Genomic DNA, 13,182 nt, shown 5'->3' on the forward strand with positions numbered 1-13,182 from the left:
TCAAATGATCCATGTCCGCGGCTGGCTCACCGGCCTGCAGCAGCGCATCGTCGAAGCCGTGAGCGAAGTCGATGGCAAGCCCTTCCGCGCCGATGCGTGGAAGAAGGAGCCGGGAGAGCCGCTGCAGGGCGAGGGCGTCACGATGATCCTGGAAGAGGGCAACGTGTTCGAGCGCGCCGGCTGCGGGTTCTCGCACGTGCGGGGCAGCAAGCTGCCGCCCTCGGCGACCCAGCACCGCCCGGAACTGGTCGGCGCCGCGTTCGAGGCGATGGGCGTGTCGCTCGTCTTCCACCCCCGCAACCCCTTCGCGCCGACGGTGCACATGAACGTGCGCATGCTGGCCGCGCTGCCAGAGGGCGCGCCGCCGGTGTACTGGTTCGGCGGCGGCATGGACCTCACGCCCTACTACGGCTACGAAGAGGACGCGGTGCACTTCCACACGGTCTGCCGCGACAGCCTGCAGCGCTTCGGCGAGGACAAGTACCCGCGGTTCAAGGCCTGGTGCGACGACTACTTCTTCCTGAAGCACCGCAACGAGCCGCGCGGCATCGGCGGCATCTTCTTCGACGACCACTTCGAGGACGGCTTCGACCGCAGCTTCGCCCTGCTGCAGTCGGTGGGCGACCATTTCCTGGCCGCCTACCTGCCGATCCTGCAGCGCCGCAAGGGCCTGCCGTACACGCCGCACGACCGCGACTGGCAGCTGCTGCGCCGCGGGCGCTACGTCGAGTTCAACCTGGTCTGGGACCGGGGCACGCATTTCGGCCTGCAGTCGGGTGGCCGCACCGAATCGATCCTGATGTCGATGCCGCCGCATGCGCGCTGGGCCTACCAGCACGCCCCCGAGCCCGGTTCGCGCGAGGCCGAGCTGCTGGAACGCTATCTGGTCCGCAGGGAGTGGGTTTGAGCGGTGCGCCGATGCGCGTCGGCATGTTCGGCGGCGCCTTCGACCCGCCGCACCACGCCCACCGCGCGCTGGCCGAGGCGGCGATGGCCCAGCTCGGCCTGGACCGGCTGCACGTCGTCCCCACGGGCGACGCCTGGCACAAGAGCCGCGCATTGACGCCGGCCGCCCAGCGGCTGGCCATGGCGCGGCTGGCCTTCTCGACCCTGCCGCGCGTGGAGGTCGACGACCGCGAGCTCAGGCGCAGCGGACCGACCTACAGCGTCGACACCCTGCGCGAGCTGCAGGCCGAGCATCCCGGCGCCCTCCTGTACCTGCTCATGGGCGAGGACCAGGCCGCCGGTTTCAGCCGCTGGCATGCCTGGGAAGAAGTGGCGCGGCTGGCGGTGCTGTGCGTGGCCGGCCGTGGCACCGGCGAGGGCATTTCCGCCCTGCGGGCCGTGCCGGGCGTGCGGCTCCAGGCCATCGCCATGCCGCCCATGGCCGCGAGTTCCACCGAAATCCGGGCCCGGCTGACAGCGGGGCAGGACATCGCCGATCTGGTTGACCCAGCCGTTGCCAGTTATATTGAATCCCATCACCTTTACCGACCCACCTGATGACGACTGAAACCGCCGCGAAGAAGGACACGCAGAAACTCCAGAGGGCCATCGTCGACGGCCTCGAAGACGTGAAAGGCCAGGACATCCAGGTCTTCAACACCGAGCATCTGTCGCCCCTGTTCGAGCGGGTCATCGTGGCGTCCGGCACGTCGAACCGCCAGACCAAGGCGCTCGCCTCCAGCGTGGTGGACGCGGTGCGCGAAGCCGGCTTCCCCAAGCCGCGCATCGAGGGCGAGGACAACGGCGAATGGATCATCGTGGACTGCGGCGCCGCCGTGGCGCACATCATGCAGCCCGCCATCCGCCAGTACTACCACCTCGAGGAGATCTGGGGCGACAAGCCGATCCGGCTGCGCCTCGGTGCCCCGAAGCCCGCCATGCCGGCGGTGAAGGCGGCCGTCCCCGCGAAGAAGGCGGCGCCGCCGTCGCTGCGCCGCAGCAGCGCGGTAAAGACCGCGGAGCGCGATGCCAAGCGCGAAGCCGAAGCCGCGAAGAAGGCGCCGGCGAAGAAGACCGCGGCCAAGAAGGCCCCGGCCAAGTCGGCGACCGCCCGCAGCGCGGCCGGCAAGGCGGCCCTGAAGCCGCCGGCACGGAAGGCGCCCGCCAGGACCGCCGCCAAGAAGAAGCCGGCGCCGCGCTCCTGACATGCGCCTGCTGGTGGTCGCGGTCGGCCAGCGCGTGCCGGACTGGGCGCAGGCCGCCTGGGACGACTACGCCAAGCGCTTCCCGCCCGAGATGCGGCTGGAGCTGAAGGCGGTCAAGACCGAGCCGCGCGCCTCCAAGACGCTCCCCACCTTGCTGGCCGCCGAACGCGAGCGCATCGAAGGCGCGATCCCCAAGGGGGCGCGCGTCGTGGCGCTCGATGAGCGCGGCACTCCGCTGACCACCGTGGCGCTCGCCGCGCGGCTGAAGGCGTGGCAGCTGGAGAACGACTGCGTCGCGCTGGTGATCGGCGGGCCGGACGGGCTCGACCCCACCTTCCGGCAGGCGGCGCACGAACGCATCCGGCTGTCCGACCTGACGCTCCCGCATGCCATGGTGCGCGTGCTGCTGGCCGAACAGCTGTACCGCGCCTGGTCGATCCACACCGGGCACCCGTACCACCGTGAGTGACTTCGTCTACCTCGCCTCGCAGAGCCCGCGCCGGCGCCAGTTGCTCGAGCAGCTGGGCGTGCGCTACGAACTCCTGTTGCCCGACGAGAGCGAGGACACCGAGGCGCTGGAGGAGGTCCGCGGCGGTGAAGCGCCGGCGGCGTACGTGCGGCGGGTCACCGGGCTGAAGCTCGATGCCGCCGTGGCCCGCCTGCAGCGCCGCGGCCTGCCGCCGGCGCCCGTGCTCTGCTCGGACACCACCGTCGCCCTCGGCCGGTCCATCTACGGCAAGCCCGCCGATGCGGGCGACGCGGCGCGCATGCTGCGCGAGCTGGCCGGCCGCACGCACCGGGTGCTGACGGCGGTGGCCGTGCAGGCCGGAAGGCACCAACTGGCGGCCCTGAGCGATTCGCGCGTGACCTTCGCGCCGCTGAGCCCGGCGCAGGTCCGTGCGTATGTCGCCACGGGCGAGCCCCTGGGCAAGGCGGGCGCGTACGCGGTGCAGGGCCGTGCGGCCGAGCACATCGCGCGCATCGCGGGGTCGTACACCGGCATCATGGGCCTGCCGCTGTTCGAGACGGCGCAACTGCTGCGCCAGGCTGGCCTGCGCTTCTGAGCGCCGCGGCTCAGGAGCCCTGCAGTTCGACCGCCTCGGGCACGAGCCCGATGATCTCGCCGGCAGCATTGCGCACCGGCCGCAGCGCGAAGTCGAAGCGGCGGCGGCCGACCGGCAACTGCACCTCGATCTCCTGCCGGATCGATTCGCCGCGCGCGGCCCGGGCGACGAGCCCCCGCACGGCTTCCGCGGCGCCCGGCGTTCCCTCGAACCAGGGTGTCTCCCAGAACGGCCGACCCACGACGTCCGCCAGGCTGCAGCGGATGTCCGCGAGCGAACGCGCGTTGGCGTCCCGCAGGGTGCCGTCCACGTCCATGAAGCCCTGGTAGCTGAGGCTGGTCTCGAAGGTGGTGCGCAGGCGGTCGGCGACGACGCCCTGTGCCACCAGCGCCTCGGACAGCTCCTTCGTGCGCGCGCGGACCTGGGCCTCCAGCGTTTCCGTCATGCGCCGCAGCGCCGTGCGGGCGCGCTGCTCCGCCTCGACGGTCGCTGCCAGGCGCGCGCGTTCCTCGCCGAGCTGCCAGTTGGTGATCCGCAGCGCGGACTCCGCGCGGGCGCGGTCGGTCACGTCCGTCACCAGGATGAAGATGCCGTCGACGGCGCCGCCGGCGTCCTGCACGGGCTGGAACACGAAGTCCAGCAGGCGTTCCTCGACCGGACCGCCCGGCTCCAGCTGCAGCCGCACCGGCAGCGAGCTGCCCAGGAAGGGCTTGCCCGCGTACACGGCGTCGAGCACCTCGATGTAGCCTTGCTCCACGACCTCCGGCACGCCTTCGCGCACCGTCTTGCCCACCAGGGCGGTCTTGCCGACGACGCGCAGGTACGCGTCGTTGGCGAACTCGTAGACGTGCGTCGGCCCCCGCAGCAGGGCGATGCCGGCGGGGGCCTGCTGGAAGACCTTGTGCCAGCGCGCCAGCTCCTGCTGCCGTTCGCGCCGTGCGTGCACGATCGCCGTCACCTCGTTGCCCTGGTTGAAGACGCCGCGCACCGCGTGGCTGCCGTCGCGGATCGGGGTGAAGCTGTAGTTCCACCAGGTTTCGCGCGGGCGGCCCTGGCGCACCATCGGCAGCATCTGCTCGTAGTAGGCGAGTCCCTCGCCGCTTTCCATCACCTGCAACAGCTGCGGCCCGACGATGGGCCAGATGTCGTCCCAGCCCTCCCGTGCCGTCTTGCCGAGGATCCAGGGGTGCTTCTCCGCGGGGATTTCCGACCAGGCGTCGTTGTAGAGGACATGCAGGTCCGGTCCCCAGTAGATCGCGGTGGGGAAGCTGGAGTTGAGGCACAGCGCCATCGCCATGCCCAGCGCTTCCGGCCACGCGCGCGGCGGGCCGAGCGGATGGTTCTCCCAGTCGAACGCGCGCAGGCGTTCGCCCATGGCGCCGCCTCCCTGGAGGAAGTGGGGAATGGCGGGCGGCGAGGTCAAGGAGGGCGGCGTGCGGAGGAGAACGGGGCAGTCTAGCGCTCCTGCGTTATCCTGTGCCGAGGTCAGGACTCCACAAGAACACAATGCAGCAGGACATCCTGGTGAACTGGTCCCCGCAGGAGACGCGGGTGGCCATCGTCGAGAACGGCGCGGTGCAGGAGCTCCACGTCGAGCGCACGCTGGAGCGCGGCCTGGTCGGCAACGTCTACCTCGGCAAGGTGGCCCGGGTGCTGCCCGGCATGCAGTCGGCCTTCATCGACATGGGCCTGGAGCGCGCCGCCTTCCTGCACGTCGCGGACGTCTGGCAGCGCCAGCCCGACGGCGAACCGCCGGCGCCCGCCCGCAACGGGCAGCCGCAGGTCCCCATCGAGAAGCAGGTCTTCGAGGGCCAGTCGCTGATGGTGCAGGTCATCAAGGACCCGATCGGCACCAAGGGCGCGCGGCTGTCCACGCAGATCAGCATCGCGGGGCGCCTGCTCGTCTTCCTGCCGCAGGACGACCATCTCGGCGTCTCCCAGAAGATCCCGTCCGACCAGCGCGATGCCCTGCGGCGCCGGCTGACGAAGCTCGTCGGCGACGCCGGGGGCGGCTTCATCCTGCGCACCAATGGCGAGGACGCGACCGACGAAGAGCTGGCGGAGGACATCGCCTACCTGCGCAAGACCTGGGCCCGCATCCGCGAGGCGGCCACGCGCGTGCCGCCGCCGGCCCTGCTGCACCAGGACCTGAACCTGCTGCAGCGGGTGCTGCGGGACCTGGTGAACGAGGAGACGCAGACCATCCGCATCGACTCGCGCGAGCAGTTCGCCTCGCTGGCCGAGTTCGGACGCGAGTTCATGCCCAAGGCGGCGGCCAAGCTGCAGCTGTACAAGGGCGAGCGGCCGATCTTCGACCTCTACGCGGTGGAGGAGGAGATCGCGCGGGCGCTGGGCCGGCGCGTGGACCTCAAGTCGGGCGGCTACCTCATCGTGGACCAGACCGAGGCGCTCACCACCGTGGACGTCAACACCGGCGGCTACGTCGGCTCGCGCAATTTCGACGAGACCATCTTCAAGACCAACCTCGAGGCGGCGCAGGCCATCGCGCGCCAGCTGCGGCTGCGCAACCTGGGCGGGATCATCATCGTCGACTTCATCGACATGCAGCGCGAGGACCACCGCGAGCAGGTGCTGGGCGAGTTCCGCAAGCAGCTGGCACGGGACCGCGTGAAGACCATGGCAGGCGGCTTCTCGCAGCTGGGCCTGGTGGAGATGACCCGCAAGCGGACTCGCGAGTCGCTGGCGCACATGCTGTGCGAGCCGTGCCCGCTCTGCCAGGGCAAGGGGACGGTGCGCACGCCGCGCACCGTGGCCTACGACATCCTGCGCGAGATCCTGCGCGAGGCTCGCCAGTTCAACCCGCGCGAGTACCGCGTGATCGCGGCGCCCAAGGTGATCGAGCTGTTCCTGGACGAGGAGAGCCAGCACCTGGCCGGCTTGTCGGACTTCATCGGCAAGCCGATCTCGCTGCAGAGCGAAAGCGCGATGGGGCAGGAGCAGTACGACATCGTCCTGCTCTGAGCGACCTCAGAAAACGTTCTCGCCGTCCAGGATCCGCTGGTACAGCACGAGGTGGTTGCGGGCGCAGACCGCCGAGGAAAAGCGCTCCATCGCCCAGTTGCGGCAGTCCTGCGGCCGGCAGCGCGCCGCGTGCTCCAGCGCCGCACCGAACTCCGTGTCCTCGGTGAACAGCGCCCCGGCCTGCGGCGGGACCAGCTCCGGCATTGCGCCGCGCGGCGTCGCGATCACCGGCGTTCCGCTCAGCAGCGCCTCGACGACCACCAGGCCGAAGGGTTCGTCCCAGGCGATCGGGAAGAGCAGGGCGGTGGCGTCCGCGAACAGTTCCGCCTTGCGGGCGCCGCCGACTTCGCCGCGGAAGGAGATCGAGGGATGCAGGCTCCGCCAGAAGCCGCCCACCTTCAGCAGGTCGAGGCGGTAGCCGCCGGCGACGACCAGCTTGCGATGGTGCGCGCGCGCGAGCCGCAGCGCGCGCGGCGCGCCCTTGACCCGCCGGCGCACCTTGGAGAAGAACAGCAGGTGGTCCTGCTTGGCGGCGCGGAAGGTGAACTCCGCGGGGTCGACGCCGTTGTGCACGAAGGTCTTCAGTCCGTGGCGCCGCGCATGATCGGCGCTGATGCCGATGGTGCGCGCCGGCTGCGGCTGCGGTTCGTTGCCGTGTAGGGTGTACAGCCACGGGCGGGGAAAATCGTCCGGCGGCGGCCAGCCGTGGAAGTGGTAGATGTCGGCGGGGGGCAGGCGCTGCAGGACCTCCGCCGCCGACTCCGCGGCGATGCACGCCACTCCGGGCAGCGCGCTGCCGCTGCGGGCCACCAGCGTGACCGCGTGCCCCATCGCCGTGAGGTCCTGCGCCAGCCACTGCACCACGCGCTCGATGCCTCCATACAACGGCGGCGGGATGCGCGCGTTGGAGACCAGGCAGATGCGCATCAGGCGACCAGCTTGTAGTGCTTGTGGCTCAGGTCCCAGCCGAACGCGCGCTCCAGCTTCATCGACAGGCGGTGCTTGCGCTCGCGGCGCGTCAGTTGGTGCGCCGGGTTCAGCGCGAAGCGCTGTTCCGCCTCGGTGGCCAGCCACTCCCGGATCACGGCCGGATGCGTGCCGGTGAAGGGCTCCAGCGCCAGCGGGTCGATCCGGCCGTAGTCGTGCTCCGGCGCCTCCTTGCCCCAGTACTTGCTGACCTGCTGCACCTTCTGCTGCATGTACGCCAGCTTGCGCACGTGCCCGTAGTGGTAGATGTGCGCGTCGGCCAGGGCGGCGCGGGGATAGTGCGGGCGGCGGTGGCGCGAGGTCACCAGCCAGTACTGGCCGTCGGGCGCATAGCTGCGGATGGTGTTGCGGATCAGCCGGCATTCGCGCCGGTACCAGGCCGGGCTGGTGGCGATCTGCTCCGGCACGCCGTAGAAATGGAAATAGTCGAAGACCAGCGCTTCCACTTCGGGGTTGGCGTGGTGACGCGCGACGCTGGCCCGGATGCGTTCCAGCTCCGCCTCGTGCACCAGCTCGTCGCCCTCGAGGTAGAAGGCCCAGTCGCCGGTGCAGGCGTACTGAGCGATCATCTTCTGCTGCGCGTAGACGAAGCCGCGGTCGGCCATGCGCTCGTTCCAGAGCGTCTCGATGATCCGCAGCTTGGGGTCGCCGATGGCCCGCACGCGCTCCAGCGTGTCGTCGCTGCTCTTGCCGACGGCGATGACGAACTCGTCCACCAGGGGCAGCAGCGAGCGGATCGAGGCCTCGAAGGGAAAGCCCAGTTCCACGCCGTTGCGGATGAAGGTGAAGCCGCTGATCGAGGGGACGCTCACGGGATCGCTCCTTCCGGCGCCGCATCCTCGAAGCCGGTCTGGTGCAGGCGGGCATAGAGCCCGCCGCGAGCCAGCAGTTCGGTGTGCGTGCCCTGTTCGACGATGCGCCCGCGCTCCATGACCACCACGCGGTCGGCGTGCTCGATCGTGGAGAGGCGGTGCGCGATGACCAGCGTGGTGCGGCCGGCGACCAGCCGCCGCAGCGCCTGCTGCACCAGGCGTTCGGATTCGGTGTCCAGCGCCGACGTCGCTTCGTCCAGGACCAGGATGGGCGCGTCCTTGTAGAGGGCACGGGCGATCGCCAGGCGCTGGCGCTGGCCGCCGGAAAGCGCCGAGGCGTTGTGCCCGAGCAGCGTGTCCATGCCGTCCGGCAGGCTGCGCACGTGCTCGCCGAGGTTCGCCGCGTCCAGGCATTCCTGCACCCGCGCCCGGTCGACGGACCGTCCCAGCGCCACGTTCTCGGCCACGGAAAGGTTCAGCATCACCGTGTCCTGGCTGACCATGGCGATCTGCCGGCGCAACGCATGGACGCTCCAGTCGGCGACGTCGCGCCCATCCAGCAGCACGCTGCCCGCGCGGGGCAGGACGAAGCGGGGCAGCAGGTTCACCAGCGTCGTCTTGCCCGCGCCCGAAGGGCCGACCAGCGCCACGACCTCGCCCGCGCGGATGTCCAGCGCCAGGTCGTGCAGCACCGGCGGGCGGTCTTCCTCGAAGCCCACGGTGACGCGGTCGAAGCGGATCTCGCCGCGCGCGCGTTCGCCGGCGTGCGCACCTTGCGGCTCCGGCGTCATCTCTTCCAGCAGGTCGAAGCCGCGTTCCAGCGCGGCCAGGCCGCGGGTGATCGGGTTGGCGAGCTCGGACAGGCTCTTGAGCGGCGCCACCAGCATCAGCATGCAGGTGACGAAGGCGACGAAGCTGCCGACCGTCTCGCCCGAGGTGCTGCTTTGCCACAGCGCCAGCGTGATCACCGCCGAGAGCGTCATGGCCGCCATCATCTGCGTGAGCGGCGTCATCGCCGCCGACGCCGTAGTCGATTTCATGTTCAGCTGCCGCAGCGCCTTGCTGAGGACGCCGAAACGTTCCTGTTGGCCCGCCTGCGCCTCGTGCAGGCGGATGACGCGATGCGCCAGCACGTTTTCCTCGATGACGTAGGCCAGGCGGTCGGTGGCGTCCTGCGTGTCGCGGGTGATGCGGTACATGCGGCGCGTGAAGGTGCGCATCAGCCAGACGACGGTGGGGAACAGCACCGCCACGAACAGCGACAGCTGCCAATTCAGGTACAGCAGGTAGCCGAGCAGCGCGATGAGGGTCAGGCTGTCCTTGGCCAGGTTCAGCAGGGCGTAGACCAGCTGCTGCGCGCCGTTCTGCACCTCGTAGACGATGGTGTTCGACAGGTCGCTGGCGGAATGCCGCGCCAGCGCGGCGAACTCCGCCGTCTGCATCCGCTGGAACATGTCGCCCCGCAGTTTCATCAGGCCGTCGTTCGATACCTTCGCGAGGGCGACCTTGGCGATGAACCCGCTGAAGCCGCGCACGAAGAACAGCAGGATCAGCGCCACCGGCACCAGCCACAGCGGGATACCGTCCCGTTCGAAGCCCTTGTCCAGCAGCGGCTGCAGCAGCGCGGGCAGCATCGGTTCCGTGGCCGCGCTTGCCAGCGACGCGAGAGCCGCCACCACCCAGGGCCAGCGCGGGCGCAGGAAGTACGCCTTGAGCTGGTCGGCGATGCGCCCGGTGAGGAGCTGCGCCAGGACGTTCGTCTTCATCCGGCGCCCCGCGGTTCGTCCCAAGGGAAGAAGGCCAGCACCAGCAGCGCCAGCGCATGGAAGTGGCCGGGCACCATGTCGATGGTGAGGGAGTTGACGACGGCGCTGCTCAGGGCCGCGATCAGGTAGTAGCCGAGGATGTGGCGCTGTTCGCGCGAGGGCTGGGCCTTGCCCGAGCGGACCGCCGCGGCGTGGACCGCCAGGTACAGCGTGAGGCCGACCACTCCCAGCGAGCCGAGCAGGTGGAGGTACTCGTTGTGCGGATGTCCGTGTTCCTTCTGCAACCGCGTGCCGCCCAGCGCATTGTCGTGCGCCACGAAGCGCTCCCGGTACGCCGATTCGCCGGTGCCGATCCAGGGAGACTCGCGCACCACCTCCAGGGCGACGTCCCAGAAGCGCAGGCGCAGCGCACCCGACGTCTGGACCTCGCCACGCCGTTCGACCGGCATCGATGTGAACTCGCGGACATCCCGGAAGACGCGTCCCGCGCTGTCCTGGACCGCCGGCGTCGCGAGCAGCGCAAGCACGGTGGCCACCGATGCACCCGCCAGCAGCAGCCGGCGCCGCAGCGACAGCAGTTTGAGGTGGAGCAGGAGGTACATCAGGCCGCACAGAACGAACGCGACCTGGCTGGTGCGGCGGGCGGTGGCCAGGAACAGCACCGCCGTGGCGGCCACGGCGACGGCCAGGTACCACCCCCGCCGCCGGCGGTCCTGCCACGCGAGCTCGAAGGCCGCGAAGGTCGCCGCCACGAAGACCGGGCCGGCGAGGTCGGGCGCGCGCAGGAAGAAGTGATAGACGAACTGGTGCAGGCCCGGCGGCAGGTGCAGCTTGTACGAGCCGATCTGGGTCGGGTAGAAGAGGTGGCCGAGCGTCAGCCAGCCCGCGAGGGCGATCACGATGAACAGGAGCAGGCCGGCAGCGGCGGCGGCGACCACGGCGCGGCGGTGGCGCGGCGCGGCGAAGAGCGGCGCCCAGAGCACCACGAAGGCGAGCGTGCGGAACTGGTCGAGCGCCTTCAGCACGTCCGCCGGCGGCCGCGTCGAGATCGCCTCGCGCAGCAGCAGCCAGGCGTAGAAGGCGAAGACCGCGACGCAGACGGGATGGCGCAACAGCCCGAACGGGCGGTACCGCGCCCAGGCGTAGAGCGCGGCCAGGGAGAGCACGCCGGCCAGGACGTTGGTGGCCGCAGTGGACACGAAGATGGCGCAGGTGAACAGCGCCAGCAGCGCGCCGATGACGGGGCTGCCCTGGTCGAAAGCGCCCGGTCCGCGTTCCAGCGGCGGCACGCCGGCCGGGCGGAGCACGCCCACGTTCACGGCTGCGGGCGCCGGCCGGGCGCAGCGGAGCCGCGCCGGATGCGGCGGCGAGGGGTGGGGCCGGGTGGATGGACGGCGGTGGTCACGCGCGCCATGCGTGAGGGGGGATGCAGCAGATTGGGGAACACGGGGTGCCGTACCCGCACGTCGAAAACGCTGCAGTTTACCTGATCGTTACCTGCCCCCCTGCCGGCTCAGCCTCGCGTGGCTGCTATCCTTTTGGGGGCTACACAACACGACACACCGCATGAACCGAACCGACCATCTCCTCGCGCGCCGCACGCTGCTGGCCTGTGCCGCGGGCGGGTGGGCCCTGCCGGCCTTGTCCCAGTTCCGGGTCGAAGTCACCGGCGTCGGCCTCACGCAGCTGCCGATCGCGATCGCGCCTTTCCGCGGCGAGGACGGCCTGCCCCAGAAGATCGCGGCGATCGTCCAGGCCGACCTGGAGCGCAGCGGGCAGTTCCGCGCCATCGATGCGGGCGCTGCGGGCGGACTCGACGAGACCAGCCGTCCCGACCTGGGCCCCTGGCGCCAGAAGTCCGCGGACTCGCTCGCCGTGGGCAGCGTTTCCCGCCTGGCGGACGGCCGCTACGACGTGCGGTTCCGCCTGTGGGACGTGGTGCGCACGCAGAGCCTCGCGGCCGACGGCTTCGTGGTCGTCGCCGCCGACCTGCGGCTGGCCGCGCACCGCATCGCCGATGCCATCTACGAGAAGCTCACGGGCGAGAAGGGGGTGTTCTCCACGCGCATCGCGTACGTGACCAAGAACGGCCCGCGCTACAACCTGTGGGTGGCGGACTCCGACGGCGAGAACTCGCAGTCCGCGCTGGCCAGCAACGAGCCGATCATCTCGCCCGCCTGGTCGGCGACGGGCCGGCAGCTGGCCTACGTCTCGTTCGAGTCGCGCAAGCCCGTGGTCTACGTCCACGAGATCGCCAGCGGCACGCGCCGCCTGATCGCCAACTTCCGCGGCAGCAACAGCGCGCCAGCCTGGTCCCCGGACGGCCGCACGCTGGCTGTCACGCTCACGCGCGACGGCGGCTCGCAGCTGTACACGATCGCCTCCACCGGCGGCGAGGCGAGGCGGCTTACGCAGTCCAGCGGCATCGACACCGAACCGATCTACGCGGCCGACGGTCGCACGATCTATTTCGTCAGCGACCGCGGCGGCGCGCCGCAGATCTACCGCATGCCCGCGGGCGGCGGCGATGCGCAGCGCGTCACCTTTACAGGGACTTACAACATATCGCCCGCCCTCAGCCCGGACGGCAAGTGGCTCGCCTACATTTCCCGCATCAGCGGAGCGTTCAAGCTGCAGGTGATGGACCTCGCCGGCGGCACCGTGCAGTCGGTCACCGACACCACGGCGGACGAAAGCCCGAGCTTCGCGCCCAACGGCCGCCTGATCGTCTACGCGACGCGGCAAGGCGGGCGCGAGGCGCTGATGACCACCACCCTCGACGGCAAGATCAAGGCACGGCTGGCCGGGCAGGGCGGCGACATCCGCGAGCCCGACTGGGGCCCTTTCCAGCGCTGACCCGCGCATGAACACATTCAGGAGGTTTTTGGAATGAAGAAGCGTGTGATCCTGGCCCTCGCACTGGCCGCTGCACTGGCCGGTTGCGCCAGCGGCGTGAAGCTGGACGACGTGCCGGTGGAAGACCGCCAGGGCGGCGCCGTCGCCCCGGGCGGCACCGGTAGCCCCGGCGGCGCCACGCAGGTCGCGCCGGTGCAGGCCGACAGCGCGGCCGGCACCGCCGCAGGTCCTGCCAACGTCGCGCGGATCGTCTACTTCGACTACGACAGCTACGTGGTCAAGCCCGAGTTCCAGTCTCTGATCGAGGCGCACGCGCGCTTCCTGCGCGCCAACACCGGCCGCCGGATCGTCATCGAAGGCCACACCGACGAGCGCGGCGGGCGCGAGTACAACCTCGCCCTGGGCCAGCGCCGCTCCGAGGCCGTGCGCCGCGCGCTCGGCCTGCTCGGCGTGCCGGATGCGCAGGTCGAAGCGGTGAGCTTCGGCAAGGAAAAGCCCGCGGTGCCCGGCTCCGACGAGGCTTCGTTCGCACGCAACCGCCGGGCGGAGATCGCTTACCGATGAA

At 70.6% G+C, this 13,182-nt stretch carries 13 protein-coding genes; 8 read left to right on the forward strand and 5 right to left on the reverse strand.

Features of this window, described 5'->3' with window-relative positions:
- Nucleotides 1-4: 4 nt before the first annotated feature.
- The 5 genes from hemF to IM787_RS11465 are packed head-to-tail and all read left to right on the forward strand — an operon-like array spanning nt 5 to nt 3,214.
- A complete protein-coding gene (hemF, locus tag IM787_RS11445) occupies nt 5-907 on the forward strand; it encodes an oxygen-dependent coproporphyrinogen oxidase (protein ID WP_227494276.1) in 903 nt (300 codons plus the stop codon).
- Nucleotides 898-1,503 carry a nicotinate (nicotinamide) nucleotide adenylyltransferase gene (gene nadD, locus IM787_RS11450; RefSeq protein ID WP_354004400.1) on the forward strand — a complete coding sequence of 202 codons (606 nt, stop codon included), beginning with the start codon at nt 898-900 and terminating at the stop codon, nt 1,501-1,503. Before hemF ends, nadD begins: the two co-directional genes overlap by 10 nt.
- The gene (gene rsfS / locus IM787_RS11455; RefSeq protein ID WP_193676791.1) at nt 1,503-2,150 is read left to right on the forward strand and encodes a ribosome silencing factor; all 648 of its coding nucleotides are present in this window, start codon (nt 1,503-1,505) and stop codon (nt 2,148-2,150) included. The genes nadD and rsfS overlap by 1 nt, the downstream gene beginning before the upstream one ends.
- Before the next feature lies 1 nt (nt 2,151).
- The gene (gene rlmH, locus IM787_RS11460; protein WP_193676792.1) at nt 2,152-2,619 is read left to right on the forward strand and encodes a 23S rRNA (pseudouridine(1915)-N(3))-methyltransferase RlmH; all 468 of its coding nucleotides are present in this window, start codon (nt 2,152-2,154) and stop codon (nt 2,617-2,619) included.
- On the forward strand, nt 2,612-3,214 hold the full coding sequence (locus tag IM787_RS11465) for a Maf family protein (protein WP_193676793.1): 603 nt from the start codon (nt 2,612-2,614) through the stop codon (nt 3,212-3,214). Before rlmH ends, IM787_RS11465 begins: the two co-directional genes overlap by 8 nt.
- Nucleotides 3,215-3,224: 10 nt before the next feature.
- On the opposite strand, the gene IM787_RS11470 is transcribed toward IM787_RS11465, so the two are convergent.
- Nucleotides 3,225-4,589, reverse strand: coding sequence for a PAS domain-containing protein (locus IM787_RS11470; RefSeq protein ID WP_193676794.1), 1,365 nt, complete (start codon nt 4,587-4,589; stop codon nt 3,225-3,227).
- Nucleotides 4,590-4,720: 131 nt separating this feature from the next.
- On the opposite strand from IM787_RS11470, the gene rng reads away from it, so the two are divergent.
- A complete protein-coding gene (gene rng, locus IM787_RS11475) occupies nt 4,721-6,196 on the forward strand; it encodes a ribonuclease G (RefSeq protein ID WP_193676795.1) in 1,476 nt (491 codons plus the stop codon).
- Between the two features lie 6 nt (nt 6,197-6,202).
- Here the strand turns inward: rng and IM787_RS11480 are convergent, their stop codons facing one another.
- The 4 genes from IM787_RS11480 to IM787_RS11495 are packed head-to-tail and all read right to left on the reverse strand — an operon-like array spanning nt 6,203 to nt 11,074.
- Nucleotides 6,203-7,123 (reverse strand): glycosyltransferase, encoded by a 921-nt coding sequence (locus tag IM787_RS11480; protein ID WP_193676796.1) that lies wholly within the window; start codon nt 7,121-7,123, stop codon nt 6,203-6,205.
- Complete coding sequence (locus IM787_RS11485) at nt 7,123-7,995, reverse strand: glycosyltransferase family protein (protein WP_193676797.1); 873 nt, start codon at nt 7,993-7,995, stop codon at nt 7,123-7,125. Before IM787_RS11485 ends, IM787_RS11480 begins: the two co-directional genes overlap by 1 nt.
- A complete protein-coding gene (gene msbA / locus IM787_RS11490; protein WP_193676798.1) occupies nt 7,992-9,761 on the reverse strand; it encodes a lipid A export permease/ATP-binding protein MsbA in 1,770 nt (589 codons plus the stop codon). The genes IM787_RS11485 and msbA overlap by 4 nt, the downstream gene beginning before the upstream one ends.
- A complete protein-coding gene (locus IM787_RS11495) occupies nt 9,758-11,074 on the reverse strand; it encodes an O-antigen ligase family protein (protein ID WP_193676799.1) in 1,317 nt (438 codons plus the stop codon). The genes msbA and IM787_RS11495 overlap by 4 nt, the downstream gene beginning before the upstream one ends.
- Nucleotides 11,075-11,327: 253 nt before the next feature.
- Between IM787_RS11495 and tolB the strand changes: the two genes are divergently transcribed.
- Both tolB and pal read left to right on the forward strand, forming a co-directional pair.
- Complete coding sequence (gene tolB / locus IM787_RS11500; protein WP_193676800.1) at nt 11,328-12,617, forward strand: Tol-Pal system beta propeller repeat protein TolB; 1,290 nt, start codon at nt 11,328-11,330, stop codon at nt 12,615-12,617.
- A gap of 33 nt (nt 12,618-12,650) precedes the next feature.
- Nucleotides 12,651-13,181 carry a peptidoglycan-associated lipoprotein Pal gene (gene pal, locus IM787_RS11505; protein WP_193676801.1) on the forward strand — a complete coding sequence of 177 codons (531 nt, stop codon included), beginning with the start codon at nt 12,651-12,653 and terminating at the stop codon, nt 13,179-13,181.
- The last annotated feature ends 1 nt before the right edge of the window (nt 13,182 follow it).

Origin of the sequence: Ramlibacter pallidus, assembly GCF_015070875.1 — a bacterium.
In the GTDB taxonomy this organism is placed as follows: Bacteria; Pseudomonadota; Gammaproteobacteria; order Burkholderiales; family Burkholderiaceae_C; genus Ramlibacter; species Ramlibacter pallidus.

Bases quoted from the DNA above. Each gene is read 5' to 3' on its own strand.
- hemF (WP_227494276.1), top strand. From the start codon at position 5: ATGATCCATGTCCGCGGCTGGCTCACCGGCCTGCAGCAGCGCATCGTC.
- rsfS (WP_193676791.1), top strand. From the start codon at position 1,503: ATGACGACTGAAACCGCCGCGAAGAAGGACACGCAGAAACTCCAGAGG.
- rlmH (WP_193676792.1), top strand. From the start codon at position 2,152: ATGCGCCTGCTGGTGGTCGCGGTCGGCCAGCGCGTGCCGGACTGGGCG.
- IM787_RS11470 (WP_193676794.1), bottom strand. From the start codon at position 4,589: ATGGGCGAACGCCTGCGCGCGTTCGACTGGGAGAACCATCCGCTCGGC.
- rng (WP_193676795.1), top strand. From the start codon at position 4,721: ATGCAGCAGGACATCCTGGTGAACTGGTCCCCGCAGGAGACGCGGGTG.
- IM787_RS11480 (WP_193676796.1), bottom strand. From the start codon at position 7,123: ATGCGCATCTGCCTGGTCTCCAACGCGCGCATCCCGCCGCCGTTGTAT.
- msbA (WP_193676798.1), bottom strand. From the start codon at position 9,761: ATGAAGACGAACGTCCTGGCGCAGCTCCTCACCGGGCGCATCGCCGAC.
- tolB (WP_193676800.1), top strand. From the start codon at position 11,328: ATGAACCGAACCGACCATCTCCTCGCGCGCCGCACGCTGCTGGCCTGT.
- pal (WP_193676801.1), top strand. From the start codon at position 12,651: ATGAAGAAGCGTGTGATCCTGGCCCTCGCACTGGCCGCTGCACTGGCC.